Origin of the sequence: Sanguibacteroides sp. AM78-02pH3A (assembly GCF_027666085.1) — a bacterium.
In the GTDB taxonomy this organism is placed as follows: domain Bacteria; phylum Bacteroidota; class Bacteroidia; order Bacteroidales; family Marinifilaceae; genus Gabonibacter; species Gabonibacter massiliensis.
The window spans coordinates 329136-346380 of sequence record NZ_JAQEHX010000004.1; the positions used below are offsets into that span (position 1 = coordinate 329136).

General features: G+C 42.6%; 11 protein-coding genes. All 11 read left to right on the forward strand.

Translation table 11 applies throughout. From position 1 onward, the window contains the following. Positions 1–24: 24 nt before the first annotated feature. On the forward strand, positions 25–1224 hold the full coding sequence (locus PGR74_RS08580; protein ID WP_041502000.1) for an MFS transporter: 1200 nt from the start codon (positions 25–27) through the stop codon (positions 1222–1224). A 45-nt stretch (positions 1225–1269) separates the two neighbouring features. Then, positions 1270–2049: a DUF1573 domain-containing protein gene (locus tag PGR74_RS08585; RefSeq protein WP_052634321.1), complete on the forward strand. Its 780-nt coding sequence runs from the start codon at positions 1270–1272 to the stop codon at positions 2047–2049. Positions 2050–2157: 108 nt separating this feature from the next. After that, on the forward strand, positions 2158–2754 hold the full coding sequence (locus tag PGR74_RS08590; RefSeq protein ID WP_052634319.1) for an RNA polymerase sigma factor: 597 nt from the start codon (positions 2158–2160) through the stop codon (positions 2752–2754). Between the two features lie 88 nt (positions 2755–2842). Next, complete coding sequence (locus PGR74_RS08595; RefSeq protein ID WP_052634317.1) at positions 2843–4006, forward strand: FecR family protein; 1164 nt, start codon at positions 2843–2845, stop codon at positions 4004–4006. A 92-nt stretch (positions 4007–4098) separates the two neighbouring features. Then, complete coding sequence (locus tag PGR74_RS08600) at positions 4099–7590, forward strand: SusC/RagA family TonB-linked outer membrane protein (protein ID WP_041505453.1); 3492 nt, start codon at positions 4099–4101, stop codon at positions 7588–7590. A gap of 3 nt (positions 7591–7593) precedes the next feature. Beyond that, complete coding sequence (locus tag PGR74_RS08605; protein ID WP_052649428.1) at positions 7594–9330, forward strand: RagB/SusD family nutrient uptake outer membrane protein; 1737 nt, start codon at positions 7594–7596, stop codon at positions 9328–9330. A 6-nt stretch (positions 9331–9336) separates the two neighbouring features. Continuing rightward, on the forward strand, positions 9337–9975 hold the full coding sequence (locus tag PGR74_RS08610) for a lipoprotein (RefSeq protein ID WP_041501999.1): 639 nt from the start codon (positions 9337–9339) through the stop codon (positions 9973–9975). Between the two features lie 24 nt (positions 9976–9999). Beyond that, a complete protein-coding gene (locus PGR74_RS08615) occupies positions 10000–10428 on the forward strand; it encodes a hypothetical protein (RefSeq protein WP_041501998.1) in 429 nt (142 codons plus the stop codon). Positions 10429–10506: 78 nt separating this feature from the next. Then, positions 10507–11778 (forward strand): thioredoxin family protein, encoded by a 1272-nt coding sequence (locus tag PGR74_RS08620; RefSeq protein WP_041501997.1) that lies wholly within the window; start codon positions 10507–10509, stop codon positions 11776–11778. Positions 11779–12084: 306 nt separating this feature from the next. Beyond that, positions 12085–13311, forward strand: a complete 1227-nt coding sequence (locus PGR74_RS08625) for a glycerophosphodiester phosphodiesterase family protein (RefSeq protein WP_052649429.1) — start codon at positions 12085–12087, stop codon at positions 13309–13311. 220 nt (positions 13312–13531) lie between these two features. Continuing rightward, positions 13532–16936: a hypothetical protein gene (locus PGR74_RS08630; protein ID WP_041501996.1), complete on the forward strand. Its 3405-nt coding sequence runs from the start codon at positions 13532–13534 to the stop codon at positions 16934–16936. The last annotated feature ends 309 nt before the right edge of the window (positions 16937–17245 follow it).

Genomic DNA, 17245 nt, shown 5'->3' on the forward strand with positions numbered 1-17245 from the left:
TTGGTTTGTAATTAAAGGGTTTTTATGGTAAGAGATAAGCTTTTTTCAGCAGGGTTCTGTCATATCCTTGCTGCTAATTTTTTGCTGTTTTTTGCATTCTATTTGCTATTGCCCGTGTTGCCGTTCTATTTGAGAGAGGAGTTTATGGCTGGCAAATCCATGATCGGTTTTATTTTATCCTGTTACACGATAGCCTGTTTGACTATTCGTCCTTTTTCAGGGTATATGCTGGATACGTTTAGTCGTAAACCTTTATATCTGTTGTCATATTTTATTTTTACCTTGATTTTCGGGGGATATATGATAGCGACCGCTCTCTTTCTTTTCATTTTACTCCGGATTATTCACGGTCTGGCTTTCGGCATGGTTTCGGTGGCGGGTAATACGATCGTTATTGATATTCTTCCTTCTTCCCGGAGGGGGGAGGGATTAGGTTATTACGGTCTGGCCAATAATATCGCCATGAGTTTTGGGCCTATGGTCGGGTTATTTATGCATGGTCATTGTCCTTATGAGGTTATTTTTGCCTGCTCTCTGATTTCCGGAGGATTAGGTTTTGTGATGGCGGGTTTGGTTAAAACTCCCTATAAACAGCCGGTTAAACGGGAGCCTCTTTCTCTCGATCGTTTCTTTTTAGTAAAAGGACTGCCTGCCGGGATTTCACTTCTATTGCTTTCTATTCCTTACGGTATGACAACCAGTTACGTGGCCATGTATGCCGAAGAGATCGGCATTCAAGGTAATTCGGGACTCTATTTTACTTTTATGGCGGTCGGTTTGGCTGTTTCCCGGATTTTTTCAGGAAAACAGGTAGACAAGGGTCGGATTACACAGGTTATTTTATTAGGAATGTACTTGGCCGGTATAAGTCTTTTTGCCTTGGCTGCCTGCGAAGAGATGATGAAATGGAATGCCCGGGCGACTTCTGGACTGTTTTTCTTTATTGCTTTTATGCAAGGGGTGTCGTTTGGGACGATGTTTCCGGCCTTCAATACCCTGTTCGTTAATTTGGCACCTAATAATCAACGGGGAACGGCTACTTCCACCTATTTGACCAGTTGGGATGTGGGTATTGGAGTCGGATTAATGTGTGGTGGTTCTATCGCTCAGGCTTTTAGAGGTTTTAGTCATGCCTATTTCTTCGGTACCTGTCTGACGGTTCTTTCTCTTTTATTTTTCCAATTTAAAGCCGGACCGCATTTTAATCGCCATAAATTACGTTGAGTGTTAGGGTAAAATCTTATATTTGTCGGGTAACCTTATTTCGGTATGAGAAATTTTGTTTTTGTTTTAGTGGTAATATTCGCCGGATTAACGGCTTGTTCTTCGGGGAAACGTCCTGCCTGTGTAAGTCCGGTCGGCAAATTGTGTTTCAGTACGGATAAACTGGAACTGGGAGATATCTATTGGAACGAGGAGTACCGGGATACGGTTATTGTCCGTAATCCCACGGAGAAGACGATCCGTTTGGGGGGATGGGGATATACCGCGGGAGTGCAATGTAGGATGTCGGGAGGAACTCTTCAGGAATGGCAGTCGGGTGATGCGGAAATTGCGGCACGGGGGCAGGATACCTTGCTTGTCGTTGTACAAATGACAAAAGATAGTCAATTGGGGTATTTTTTTACCTTTTTACGTTTTTCAATCGATGGAGTGCTGGTAGATCCGAATCAGGGAGTTTCGCTTGAGGCTAATGTGATCGAACATTTTGATACGGTGTCGACAGGGAAATTGTCACTACCTAAAATTGTAGCGGATAAAAAGGAGGTCGATTTTGATACTATCGTCCAAGGCGAAAAGGTTGAGGCTACCTTCGTGTTGAGAAACGAAGGAGATAAAGATTTGATTATACGTAAAATAGAAACGACTTGCGGGTGTACGGCAGCCGTTCCGGAAAAAAGGATAATCTCTCCGGGTGAAAACGTAAGAATGAATGTTGTTTTTGATTCAGAAGGCAGATGCGGAATGCAGCGTAAAACCATCACCGTGATCTGTAACGATCCCCGGCATGCTTCATTAAAATTGGTTTTGAAGGGATATGTAAAATAATCTTTTTTATTAGATTGTTCTAATATTCGACTTGTTTGGTGTTTTATTCGTCTATTTTTATAAATAGCATTCGATTTTTTTTTATTTTTGCCCTATAGCGGTAAAACAATGATCGATAACCTTCAATTTTTGCATGGAGTAAATCATAAGGAGGATGCGGCTTGGGAAGAGTTGTATCGTTATTATTATGCTCCTTTATGCAGTTATGCCGCTAAACTTACCGGAGATTCGGTTGCGGCCGAGGATATTGTTCAAAACGGTTTTATCAAATTGTGGAATTCCTCTTTTGGTTTTTCGAATATAAAGGCGATTACTACTTATATGTATCGTTTCACGTATAACGGGGCGTTAAATTATATCCGGGATAAAAAGTCGTCTGATGCGATTCATAGAATATGGGTCGACCGACAGATCGTCGATGAGGAAAAAGGGAAGGAGATGGCGTTGGAGGAAGAGACTGTTTCCCGTTTTTACGAGGTGTTGTCTCTGCTTTCGGGCCAACAAAAGGAAATTTTGTTCGGTGCTTTGGAGGGAGCTACCGTGAGAGAAATTGCGGAGAGATTATCTATTAGCGAAAATACGGTGAAAACACAAAAGAAGAGGGCTTACCAGGTCATTCGGGAGCATATGGGAAAAGTTTTTACATCCGTTCTCCTTTTGTTATTTGCAAGATTAAGAAACGTTACGAACAATTATCTCTTCTGATTCCAAAATAATAAATTATTTTTTTTGATTTTTTGTCACCCGTTTTTGGGTTCGGCGTGTTTGTTGGTACAATTTAAGTCATTTTGAGATGAAATGGGAAGATATACATGCCAACTCTATACGAATCGTCGGTTGCTTGATAGACCGATTGAGAGAGCATAAAGCAGAGGAAAACTATCCTGATAATGTTCGGGATGTTGCGGAACATTTGAAGGTTCGGAAATTTTTTGAAAGAGAATACGCGGCAAGACAACGGTATGATTACAGGAAAGCCTGTCGTAATTTAAAAGTCCGGTCGAAAAAAAGGTATATGAAACGCGTAATTGTCGGAAGTGTTGCTGCTGCTTGTTTTATTGTTTTAGGTGTACTGGCGTTGGTTTCCGTGCCCGAAAAAAAGAGGTCAGCGTTGAGACGGGCGGAACAGCGGTTCTATTCTCCGGTAAAACCTGGGGAGAGAAAGGCCGTTTTAACTCTGTCCGGAGGGGATTGCGTAGAGTTGGGTAAGAGTTTTTATCAATTCAATGAAAAAGGAGGGGTCTCCGTCGTCGTTGATTCGACAGGGGTCGTTTACGGGGAAATCCCTCGTTTGACGGAAATAGATGCCCATTCTTATAATAGCTTGTATGTTCCCCGGGGAGGAGAGTATTATGTTACCTTGGTTGATGGAACACAGGTATGGATGAATGCGGATACCCGTCTTCGCTATCCTGTCGTTTTTACCGGGAATCAGCGGGTGGTTGAGTTAACAGGAGAGGCTTTTTTCGAAGTGGTTTCCGATTCGACTTCACCATTTATCGTGAAAACGGGTATCGGGGAGGTGCGAGTGTATGGGACTCGGTTCAATTTGAAGTGTTACGGGGAAGAGCACCGGATTGCCGCTACCTTGGTCGAGGGTGCCATCTCTTTTTCAAGCGAACGGATCGGGGAGGTAAAGCTTGTTCCTGCCGAACAGTTGAGTTATAGGGAGGGAGAAAGTGTAGCGGACATTCGTAAAGTGAAGGTTCAAAACTATGTGTCGTGGAGGCAGAATTTGCTCTCTTTTGAAAATGAAACTTTGGAGGAGATAGTGAAAACCTTGTCTCGCTGGTATGATGTCGACATCGTGTTTGAGGATGAGCAATTAAAACAGCTGGTGTTTAGTGGAAATTTGGATAAATACAGTCGCATCGAAACCTTTTTTCGGTTTTTCGAGGCCGGAGCGAACGTGCGTTTCGAATGGGTCGGAAATAGGATAAAGGTCGGGAAAAAATAAAAAACAGAGGATACGAATCCCAAGCTACCAACTTTGTTTCGCATCCTCCTTTATTACATATCTTAAAAACATGTAACATGAATGACAAATTTATGAAAAAAAATTTACCGGACCGATGGAAATTGCCGGCTAAATGGAAAAAAACAATTTTAGTGATGAAAATGAGTCTTATTCTGATGGTATGGTTGACGATTTCGACATCGGCTGCCGTCTATTCCCAACACGAGACCGTAACCCTCGATGTAAAGTCTTCCACGTTGATCGAAGTATTGACCCGGATTAAGGATCAAACGGGAGTAAGGATTCTCTATAACGTGAGCGGTCTTCGCGGAGTTACCTGTAAGGATATCGTTTTGAAAGATGTACCTGTTGAAGATGCGTTGCGACGGGTTTTGTCGGGTACGGCCTTCGGTTACGAGCAAATTGAAGGAGTGTTTGTTATCAAGGCTGTTGTGAAAGATGAAAAAAAGTCGGTTACGATCCGGGGGTGGGTACGGGATAAAAAGGAGGAATTTTTGCCGGGAGTGACGGTAAGACTCCTCGGTACGAGTTTGGGAACGTCGACGGATACGAAGGGGTGGTTTGCCATCACCTTACCCGTTTTGAAAGGAACGTTGGAGTTCTCTTTTATCGGTTATAAGAAACAGAAAGTCGATTTCACTGAAAAAACCGATACGCTTCGCGTTGTTATGGAAGAGGATGTGGCAGCCTTGGAAGAAGTGGTGGTTCGGGCTTACGGAACGCAGAACAAAAGGGAGGTCATAGGGGCGATCTCTTCCGTGAAGGCTGAGGAGATGAAAGAATTGCCGACGGCCAGTATCGTGAATATGTTGCAAGGACGTTTGGCGGGAGTCAATATCATTCAACAATCTGGAGCACCGGGCAGTGCTTCGGTTATTGCCGTGCGGGGATTTAATTCTTTGTTGGTCGACGGGGCCAGTGACGGACAACCTTTGTGGGTCGTCGATGGGGTCCCGATGCACTCCTTTGTTTCACCCGTTACGGGAACGAATACGTTGGCCGATTTGGATCCGGCCATGATTGAATCCGTGGAGGTGTTGAAAGATGCTGCTGCCGCCTCTATCTATGGTTCCCGGGCCGGTAATGGGGTCATCTTGATCACGACTAAAAAAGGGAAGGCCGGTACGACCAAATTTGCGGCGAATATCTCTTATTCTGTTTCTCAGGTACAGGAGTATCCGTTACAGATAGGCGGTCGTATGGAGCGATGGTTTCGTAATCAGGTAATGAGAAATAGGCTGGCAACCGGTTATGATTGGAATAAACAATTGACGTACTATCCTTCTTCTTACGAATCGGTGTATTTAAGCGGAGGAACTTATGACGGATGGTGGGTAGACGGTAGACCGGATCTTTTGGGTAACCCCGTATTGCAGGATAGTTTGAATCCGTTTTATAATAATTCGACCAATTGGTGGAAACATATTTTCCGTACTGCAAAAGTAGTCAATGCCAATTTACAGGTTTCCGGCGGATCGGAACGGTTTCAGTATATGATCGGGGCCGGATGGTACGACGAAAAAGGAATCATGCTGAATTCCGACTATTCGCGGGCCAACATGTTGATCAATCTGCAAACCCAACCGACGAAAAAAATACGGGTGGATGCCCGGGTGATGCTTTCCTACGTGGATCGTAGTATCAGCAGGGATGACGGGATGGGAGGAACGAGAAGGTACGAGGGAATTACCGTAGATCCGTCGAAACAGAGTACGACTCTTCCGAACGATGGGTTGGCGGAGGATGAACTGTTGAAAAATATCAATCTCCAGAGAGACAGAACAGATGATTACCGGGCTATGGCCAGCATGTCGGTACAGTATAACGCTTGGAAAGGGATAACCTTGTCGGCTTCCGGAAGCGTGGATTATGCCCAGGGAAATAAAAATCAGTTTAAACCTTCCGTGCTGAATCCGGATGAGAAAGAGAACATGTCGGATGGCTCGATCGGGAGAGCGGTTCGGTTGGAAACGGAAGAGTTGCTGCATTGGAGAGAGAGCATCAACGAGGCTCATAATTTCGATCTTTTAATAGGATTGAACGTAAACAAAGAGCAACAATTTCTGATCGCCGGTTTTGGGAAGCGGGGGCCTAGTGATAAGATCTATTATTATTCACCTCCTTATAATCCTATATTCAATTACGGAACCGAAACAAATCCCGATTGGAGAGCAACGACTTCCTATAATTCGGATTTCAGGGAAAAGACCATGGTCAGTTATTTCGGACGTTTAGGGTATAATTACAAACAACGTTACTTGGTCGAGATCGGTTTTCGTCGGGACGGATCTTCCACTTTCGGAGAGAATCACCGTTGGGCCAATTTCCCCTCTTTTGCTCTGGGATGGGCCTTTTCGGAAGAACCTTTTATGCGGTGGGCCTATTGGTTAAACTGGGGGAAACTGCGCGGCAGTTACGGGACTTCCGGACAAATATTCACGAGTGAGTATATGGCTTACGGTTTATTTGTGGCAGGTGCTTCTTTTAACGGTAATCCTTCCGTAATTCAAAGTAAGCCCGTCAGTCCTAATTTGACTTGGGAAAAATCCAGTCAATATAACATCGGCTTGGATTTGGACATGTTTGATTATAGGTTGAGCGTAAAGATGGATTACTATTTTAAATATACCAGCTCCCTATTGTACAAGGTGAGACTTCCCGGAACTTTGTGGGGTGCGGAAGATCGGGATGAGAATGCGATGGAAGTCTCCAACGAGGGAATCGAATTGGAGTTGTTAGCGCATATTTTGCGATCCAGTAAATTGGGATGGCGTATGAAGCTGAATGTTTCCAGAGATTGGAGTCGTTTGGAAAAGACTTATACCGGTAAAGATATCGGGGGAGGATATAACGGTTTTGTAATCGGACGTCCCTTGGGATCTATTTATGCTTTTAACGATACGGGATATTACCAAAACGAGGGAGAGGTGCCCGTTTATACAGACATCAAAGGAAATAAATTGTTTTTAGGTGGCGTCGGAGCTTTCACGGGTGTCAGCGGTTTACTCGGAACCCAACGGATATCGGATGCGAGCGGAGATTACGATATACAGCCGAAGGATATGTATTATTTGGGATCGGCTTTGCCTTTAGTATATGGAGGATGGGTAAACGAGTTAACCTATAAAGATTTCGATCTGAATATTCTATTTAATTACTCTTTGGGACGGAAAATGATTAACATGCGAAATGCTTCTTTGTCGGGTACGGATGGCCCCGTGTTTGCGGATGTAAGGAAACTGACCTTCTGGCAAAAAGAAGGTGATCAAACGGATATGCCGGCGATAGGTCGTCCGTATTATCCCCAGGTACGTTCTAAAATAGAGCGGGTGAATTTGCTTAGCTTAAAGCAGTTGACCATAGGATATAATATGCCTAAAAAGGTGATGGAAAAGATCGGTTTTTCCGGGGCCCGCTTTTTTGCTACCGGCGAAAATCTGTTTTACTGGAGTAATTACTCCGGGGGAAATCCGGAAGTGGTGGATGTTTATAGCGGATTGGATGGCGGGATGGCTTATCCTTTGCCTCGTAAATGGACTTTAGGTTTAACGCTTAATTTTTAATACATGATGAAAAAATACATAGGGATCGGATTGATCGTGCTCTCTTGCTGTTGGGGGTGCACGGGGATGTTAGACGTGAGACCGGAAAATTCCGTCACCTTCAACAATTATTTTGATTCGGAACAGGATGCGGAATTTTTGTTAAATGCCCTGATGGATCAGGTAAGAACCTGTTTGTTAGGTGGTCCCGGATTTCATGCGGTTGCGGGAGCAATTATGGATACTACCAGTTTCTCGGATTATTACAATGCTTTGAATTTGCGTCCGGATACTTATAAAAATTCTGTATGGACTTCTTTTTACTACGCGATCGATAAGGCGGATTTAATACTGAATAACGCACATCGTTTCCCGTTTTCGCAAGATAAATTAAAACCTTATTTGTTACAATGCTATTTTGCGAAAGCACTCTGTTATTTTTTTCTGGCACGGGATTGGGGTGAGGTGCCTATTATCAGGGGAGAAAAATATACCCCGTTGGCTAAAAGTTCGGTTGCGGAGGTACTGAAGGAAGCCGAAGAGTTAGCATTGAAAGCCATGGATTTGCCGATTTTTGAAGAGTTGAAGGATTATGCCGGAAATTCCCGTACTTTGAAACAATACGGATCGAAGGGAGCTGTCGCCGCTTTATTGGCTCATATTTGTGCCTGGCGGGCGGGAGTTTTAAACGAACCGGAATATTGGAAAAAAGCGGAAGAGTACTGTTCCATGATCATTGACGGAAAGGTTGGTTTTTATGATTTGGAGTCGAATCCCGAACTCGTGGCGGAGAAAACGATGTATCGTGACAGCAAAGAGAGTATTTTTGAGATATTCCGTTCCGTACAGGAAGAAATCAACCGTGCTCCCTATTTCGGTACGCAGTATGTCGGCTGGCCGGTTCGTTTGGATCGGGAGACTGAACCGAATTGGGTTTTTTATGCGGAAATTTTTAAAACGACCGTGAACGATATGTATGATTGGGAAGATTTACGCCGTGATAGTTGGTTTTGGGCATTGGATGCCGATACGATTTATTTGAAACGTGTTGACGGCAAAATCGAAGCACATTATTCGGGGGAAGAATATCTAAACGAAAGGCCTTTCTTTAAAATTAATTTAGCTTCATTAGGGGGAAAATACCGGGTGCTTGCCCGGGCTTCGGATACGACTGGCGGTTCGCAAGATTCAACGGATTGGCCCCAGGATTCGATACCGAACGATACCTCTTCCGTGGATACCTTGCCGTCCGATATCATTCGATTGTATGACAACAGAATGATCGAAAAGGCATTCGTAAATAAATTTCGTACTCCCTATTACAAACAGAATGATTATGAGGCCGAACCGGTATTCAGCGGGTTGGATATGAATAAGGTAATCTGGAGATTGGCCGATATCATATTGTTAAGGGCTGAATGTAAGGCTCGGCAGGGAAAAGCCGGTGGGGCCGAAGATTTGAACCGGATACGGGAACGGGCATACGGAAATCGAAATCACGACTATTCGGTTGCGGAAGGAGATTTACAATATGCTGTTTTCAAAGAGCGGGAAAAAGAGCTGATTTTTGAGGATCATCGCTATTATGATGCGGTACGAAACGGTTGGGATTACGTGCGACGGGAGTTATCGGGAGCGTATAGAAGGTTGACGGATGAAGAGTTGAAAGACGGCGCACTTTATTATCCCGTGTTTGGCGGAGCTTTCGTGAACAATAATTTGATGCGACAGAATACGTACTGGAATAAATTGATACAATAATAAATTATGAAAAAAATATATCGTTTATTAGGATTAATAAGTGTCGTTGTATTGATGGCTTCCTGCCTGAAAGACAACTATATCGACACGGGATTGAGTAACGGGCGTTTTAACGGAAGCCTGTTGGAGTACATGGAAGCGAATGCTTATGATTGGGATTCCACGGTACTTTTAGTTCGTCGTGCAGGACCTCGTATGGTTCGTATTTTCGAAGGAAAAGACCCGGAGTTTCCGGAGATCACTTTTTTAGGTCCGACCAATCACTCCATTCGCCGGTATTTAATACAAAACGGGTATAAGCAGGTATCCGATTTGGATCCGCAATGGTGTGAAGACGTGTTATTGAAGCATTTACTTAAAGGAAAGATCTATTTGGACGATATTCCGGCGGGACGCCCCACGGAGCGGGGAGAACCTATAGGAGTGGGAACCGGAGGAGATGATTACACGACGCTAAGCGGCCAGACCGTATGGTTGTTTACGATCCGCGGTACGTATGGCGGTTTGCCGGAAAAAGGAGCGAAGCAGATACAGGGATTCACGATTTACAGTTGGAAACGTATTTTTATAGCCTCCAGCAATATAGAACCGGATCATTGCGTGGTGCACTCTCTATATTACGGTTTTACTTTAGGAGATATGTAATTTTAATTTAAATGGAAAAGAGATATGAGGATGAAGTTAATCATAGGGAGTGCCTTGTTGCTCCTGACATGCAGTTGTCACCAGAAAACGATCGGCTACCTTCTAACGGAAGATGCCGGATATCTTCCGGATACCATGGTGATCCGCAAAACATTGGACCCGAAATTGGATTCTATTCGTATTGAAAGTCGGGCTCCTTGGGTTAGTTTGGCTATGCAAGGGTACGAAGGTACCGAGTTGATCGTTTTTTCGATCGAGAATGTGACTTCGACCGCTGGAGAGGAAGCTATTCGTTATTTTAAAGAAAATTTGTCGATCCGGGGAGCCGGTACGATGCTATTTCCTATCGATAATGATGCTGTTCCGGGGCGTTACGTGGTTTCCGTACGGTTAACCAATCCCGGTTATACTCAGGTAGTAAATAACGCCTTTACCTTTGTCGTCGAGCCTTAATATTTTGAATACTAACAATCTGTATGATGCTGTTTGCAAAATTGACGGACAGCATCATATACGCAAAAAAACAAAAGAATGAAATGGATAAGATGTTATTTGACGGCGGTAGTTGTTTTTCTGGCCGTATCAACCTTCGGGCAAGGTATTGAATTTATAGATGGAGGCTTGGATGCCGCTTTAATAAAGGCCCAGAAAGAAAATAAGGCCATTTTTGTCGATTTTATGGCAACCTGGTGCGGCCCGTGTAAGCAATTGTCGGCCGAGGTGTTCCCGGATAAGAAATTGGGTGATTATTTCAATACCCGTTTCGTTTCCTGTAAAATAGATGTGGATAAAGAGAAAGAGTTGGCTAAAAAATACAAGATCACGGGGATGCCGACTATGGTTTTTCTGGATAAAGAAGGTAACGAGTTAAAACGGGTGATGGGATTGATACCGGCAGCTCGTTTGTTGCATGATGCAAAGGTGGCCCTGGGTGAAGCTCCTGTTTTTGAAGCCTTGTGGGAACAGTATAAAAAGAACAAAAGCGATCTGACCGTTCAACAATCCATTTTGTTGGAAGCTCCGGATTTTGTACGGGGGAAGCAAGGAAAAGAGGCCGAGTTATGGAAAAGTCGGGTGGAAAAGTTGTTTGATTCCTATGTAAAAGTTAAAGATCCTGCGGATTTGATTAATACCGAAGATTTCAGGATTATGACCGCCTACAATCAGAAGATAGAAAAAAATAATAACGTTTTCAATCTTATCGTAAAACGTATGGAGGAGTTTAAGGCTGTAATCCCCTTGGAGATCTTGGCTAACTATATCGTGACTTACGAAAGTTCTTTAATCAATGAACTGGCCATGAAAGGAGATTTGGGGTATAAAGAGGAGATCAATCGGGTAAACGGAGATCTGAAATCGGTTTTTGACTTGGTAAAAACTCGTAAGATTCCGGTATATGACGTATTGACGAGCGAGGCCGATGCCCTCTACCAGATTTATGCTAAAAAAGACCCGGATGCTTACGTGAAAATTAAAAATGCATTTTTGGAGCGGATGGGAGCGGATGCCGGTCCGAACGAATACTACGGAACGGTGATGAATCTGATGGGGCCTACACAAGGGAGAATTACCGAAAATGCTGCCGAACAATGTATCCGATGGTTACAAAAATTGTTAGGTTATAAACTTGGGCCGGATAACCAGGGACAGGTGATTACCACCATGGGGGATTGTTACCTTATATTGAAAGATAAAGAAAAGGCAAAAGAGTGTTACAATCAAGCCTATCTTTTAGCCATTCAATTGAAGAACCCCCAGATGCAAGCGTTTATAAAAAATAAATTGGCGGCGATTGACGATTAAAGAATGAAGAGATGCTGTGATTAAAGGATTTAGTGATTAAGAGATTAGTTTAAATAGAGATCTGATTAATTTGTAATTATTTGTCAATAAAAGAGTTGTGGTGTGTTTTTGTTGGTTAGTGTCTTCTCTTTACGAGAAGGCACTTTCTTATTAGCACTTTGGGACGGGGTAAAAGTGCTATTTCGATGTTTCGATTATACAATAATGATTGTAAGTTCTGAATCATAAATTATACGATGATTGAACTTGACGTGAGTGAGATTCGTAAAAATAAAATATCTTTGTTTGGAACAAATTCGGATAAAGATGAATTTATTTCTAATGTTATCGGTTATGCTTGTTTTATTTACTCCCGTTGTTTCCTGTTCTTCCGCATCGAAAGGTTTTACTTCCTTATCAGAAGAACAGAAAGAGGTATTGGCATATCTGCCCCGTGATATTGTTATTTCACATCGTGGTACGACCTATTGGGCCCCGGAAGAGACGGAGGCAGCCATGCGTTGGGCCCGGAATACGGGAGGTGACTATTTGGAGTGTGATATACAACGGACAAAAGACGGGTATTTGTTAGCCTTGCACGATGAAGATTTGCAACGGACAACGGATGTAGCCGAAAAATTCCCGGAGCGGAAAGATGCTCCGGTGTCTGAATTTACCTTAGAGGAGTTATTGACGCTGGATGCGGGGAGCTGGTTTAATAAGGCCTGTCCGGAACGGGCAAGAAAAGGTTTTTCCGGATTGGATATCTTAACCTTGGAAGATGTAATCCGTATTGCGGAGGGGAATCGAATTTTGCGGGATTCGACCGGGAAGCGTCTTTACCGGAAAGAAAATGGAAAAATTATCATGCAGTACGAGAAAGATCCGGCAGATAACGGGAATCGTCCCGGAATCTATCCGGAGACCAAAGAACCTCGCTTGTTTCCCGGAATAGAACGGGATTTGCGAAATGAATTGGAGCGGTTGGGATGGTATGCCGTCGATAGGGATTCATTAAAATCCGTTCCGACAACGGAAGGGAAGGTCGGGATCGCCAATACCCCGGCACGGGTGATTTTACAGACTTTTTCTCGGGAATCCTTGAGAAAACTGCGGGAGGCTTTTCCCCGCTTGATTCCTACCTGCCAACTGTTATGGTTAGGTGAAAATGATATGAAAAATGATGCCCCCGAAACGTATGCGAAGTGGGTCGATTACGCAATCGAGCAGGGAGCCGTGATCATGGGGCCCAGCATCGGGGGAGAGCCGAACAGGTACGATGATTTGTTAAAACCGTGGATGGCGGCTCTTGTTTTTAACTCGGGGATGCAAATACATGCTTACTCTTTTGACACGGAAGAACAGATGAAGAAGTATTTGGGGAGCACCTATGTTTTGGAAGGAGTAGGCAAAAGAAATTTAGTGGATGGACTTTTCACCAATTTAACAGATGAAACGATTCTTTTTTATAGAGATCATATAAATTTTGAGAACCGACAGAAGAATAAGCCGTTAGAGTCTTCCGAAAAAGTTCTTGAGCGTTTAGGATACTGACCTTACTCGATCCCTCGGGAGATAGTGGGTTATTATATACGCTAACATTCAAGGTTTACGTGATGGAGAATGTCCGTGATTGAATCGTAATAATTGAAAATGGATTAATAAATATTAGTCATTTAAAAATGAGATCACGTGTGGATAATAATATTAACTTTATTCTGTTGTGATATTTGTGATTTAAACGTTATTTTTGACAAATTCACAAATATAGAGCATGAATATGAACTTTTTTAACATCAAAAGAGTCGCTCATTATGAAGCAAAAATAGTAAGGCGTAATTGGTTGTTCAGGACATTTGCCTTGTTTTCTTTAGTCGGGATTCTAATTCTTCAGATACTGGTACAAAGTAATATAATGCAATGGACTTCATGGAATACGATCGCATTATCTTCCTATGTTCCTTATTTCAATGTTTATTTATTCGGTATCGTTCAGGCTGTACTTGTTGTTTTTTTTACTGTTATTCAGTGGGATAAGGATCGGAATAGGGTAGAGACCACGTGTGTCCGTTCATTGAGTAATGCGGAATATGTGATCGGTAAAGCTTGTGGGATGATTCAGGTCTTTATGGCTTTATCTTTGTTATCCCTTTTATCGGGAGCTATTATAAACATTTTTTTTACAAATGCTCCTTTTAACGGATGGATGTATTTTTTTTACTGGATTGTGTTTTTGTTCCCTTCCCTGGTGTTTATTATTGGTCTTACTTTTTTATGTACAGGTCTGGTTTCTGATAAACCGTTACTTGTTTTAGAGTTATTGTTATATATCTTTATTACTTTATATTATTCGGACGACTACTACCAAGGACTTTTCAATTTTTTAGGAGGAGGTGTACCTGTCACGTTATCGGATATTTCGGGTTATCCGGATTTAGGTGGTGTCATGTTACAACGTTTGAGTTGGTTGTTTTTGGGTATGGGGTTTATCGGTTATTCCGGCGTTTTTTTTAAGTGTCTTCCGATTCGAACGGGCCGTGTTGCTGGCCTCGGTGTGTCGACATTTATTGTTGTGCTGGGGCTTATTTGCGGTTTTTCGTTATGCATGCGGCAATATCGATATGTCACTCTCCGGGATGATTACAGAGCGACTTACGAGAAATACCGTTCGAATCGTAAATTGACACAGTGTAATCAAGTTATTACTTATCGACAAGAGGAGGACCAGCTGACGGTAAAGACACGACTACGTTTAAAAAATGAATACAAAGAAACGGTGAATCCGGTGCTTCTATACTTGAATCCCGGTTTGCGGGTTAACCGGATATGCATAAATGGTGAGAGAGTTGATTTCTACAGGGATAATCAAGTGATCGTGCTTAATGAGGCGGTGGAAGGAAAAGGTTTATTGGATTTGGAAGTAGAATATTCCGGAAGAATAGATGAATCTATTTGTTATCTTCAGCTATGTGACAATTACGTGGCGAATACATGGAATGTCGGCTCTGAGCTTTTCCGTTCTGGTAAGAGATATGCGATATTAGAAAAAGAGTATACTTTACTCACTCCGGAGTGCATTTGGTATCCGGTTTCAGTTCCCCCGGTAAATCCGTCCGATGTTTATGCGGTAGAAAAAAACTTCACGAAATACGGTTTGAAGGTAGTCGGGGAGACCGATCGCACGGTTTTGTCGCAAGGAGACCGGATCGAGTCGAACGACACATTAATTTTTAGGAATGAGCATCGGTTGTCCGGAATATCTTTGTGTATCGGCGATTACAAGTGTTATCAAATGCAGGTGGACTCTGTTTTCTATGAATTATTTGTCGTGGAGGGACATGATGATTTTATGGAACATTTTAATCGGATAAAGGATTCTATGACCGGTATTATACGTGAGTTTAGAGATAAAATTGAAAAGAAAAATAATAGAAAGTATCCTTATGAACGTTTCATGGTTGTGGAGACTCCAGTTGCTTTTGCCGCTTATTTCCAAAGCGAGAGGGGAGGTGGTGGGAAGGTACAACCCGAGATGATCTTTTTACCAGAAAGGGGGGTCGGTTTCAAAAACATGGATTTGGCGAGAAATAAGCAGACATACCGGAAAATAACGAATGAAGAAAAGATGGAAAATGTAGAGAGGAGTATATTGACACAATTATTAAATCATATATTTATATCAGAATACGGTAGTTTTATGGAGAAAAACCCGTTGATGAGACTTTTCGTACCCTATTCTTACGGTAGTTATACGTTAAGTGGCAGTCCGTTTACTCTTAATCCGTTGTTTTATAATCATGTGAATCAATTGTATTCACGGGAATACCCGATCTTAGATGCCGTATTAAATAATTTGTTGAACGGGGCGGATACGGTGCAATTTGATCGGATAGATAATTTCGAAGTCAGTAGTCGTTCACATCAATTGGCCGTGAATTATCTTAAAAGTCATAGTTTAAAGGAAGCTTTAAGAGATCCGGGAGTCACATCCGATGTTTTATATCAACTTATAAAATTAAAATCTGTTGCTTTGAGAGAAAGCTATTTGGGGCTGACAGTCTCTTATTTTGATTTTAATGCGTTTATAAGACAATATTGGGAGGATCATAAATTTCAAAAAATTGATTTTACCTCGTTTGACAAGGAATTTACGGAACGATTCGGGATAAGTTGGTGTAGAGTACTACCGGAATGGTACACGGTAAAGCAGATACCCTCTTTCGTGGTCCAAGATGCATGCGTGGAAGAGATTGCAGAAAAGGGAGATAGGAGTTCGGTGGATCGGCGTTACCGAATCCACGTGAATGTCTATAACGAAAGTGAAGTGGAGGGGGTGGTTGTATTGACTTATGCGAAATTGCCGGAAATAGGGAGTAACAGTAAAATAATGTCGTTGTATACGAAAAACGTTTTAATAGAAGCTAAAAAGGCGAAAGAAATAGTTATCGTAACGGAAGGCAAGCCTACATCGGTTTTTTTGAACACGATTCTTTCTGGGAATATACCGGCATTAATCCCTATCGAATATTCTGGGAAGGTGACATATGAAGCGAACCCAGGGGTACGAGATATTGATGTCTCCCGTTTTTTCCCACAGGAGGGAGAATGGATTGTCGATAACGAATCGGGAGGGTTCAGCATATGGCAGGCAGCGACGGGAGATCGTACGCCTGGATGGTTGAAACCTGTTTCTTTTGCGGATACTTATGACACGTATAATGTTATGATGGCGTCGGGGGTGTGGTCGCTAGTGACACATTATGGTTTCTACGGGAGACGGGTAAGGAGCGGTTGGATGAAAAATTGCGGGGGTGGGGCATCTAAAGCAAAATGGTCGGTGAAAATAGAGAAATCCGGATATTATGAGGTTTTAGTCCATATACCAAAATACGTTGGTTTGCAACGAGTGAAGAGATTGCCGGGAGGTTTTTTTGTTCCCTCGTCAATTTCGGATAGAGAGTTGAAACAAAATTACATTGTACGGCATGATGGACAGGAAACGGAAGTTTCGGCGGCAATCGTATCGTTGGAGGACTGGGTTTCTTTGGGACGTTTTTATTTCTCATCGGGAGAAGCCTCTGTCGTGCTGACGGATCAAGGTAGTGTCGATGACCAGATTATATACGCGGATGCCGTGAAGTGGGTTTTTAACGGAGAAAATGAGGTTCCCGAGAGGTAAAATATTTTAACGCAATTTTGAATGTTATTTGGATTGAAACCAGTATTATCTATATTGGTAGGATGTTGACATTGTAATTGCGTAAAATATGGAGAGGATCGAATATATGAAAAAGTTGAGGTATGATTATGAACTCGATTTCGGAGACATTTTATGAGTGTGATAATTTGTTAAATCGCAAATACAAGTCTTATTTTTGGCTCAGGGATATAGAGGCATGGTGATCCTTGCGTTACGAAAGTGCAGATGAGAAAATAACTGGAAGATGACGATATTTTAAAAAGAGTTGGTGAACGAAATGTGGTAGAT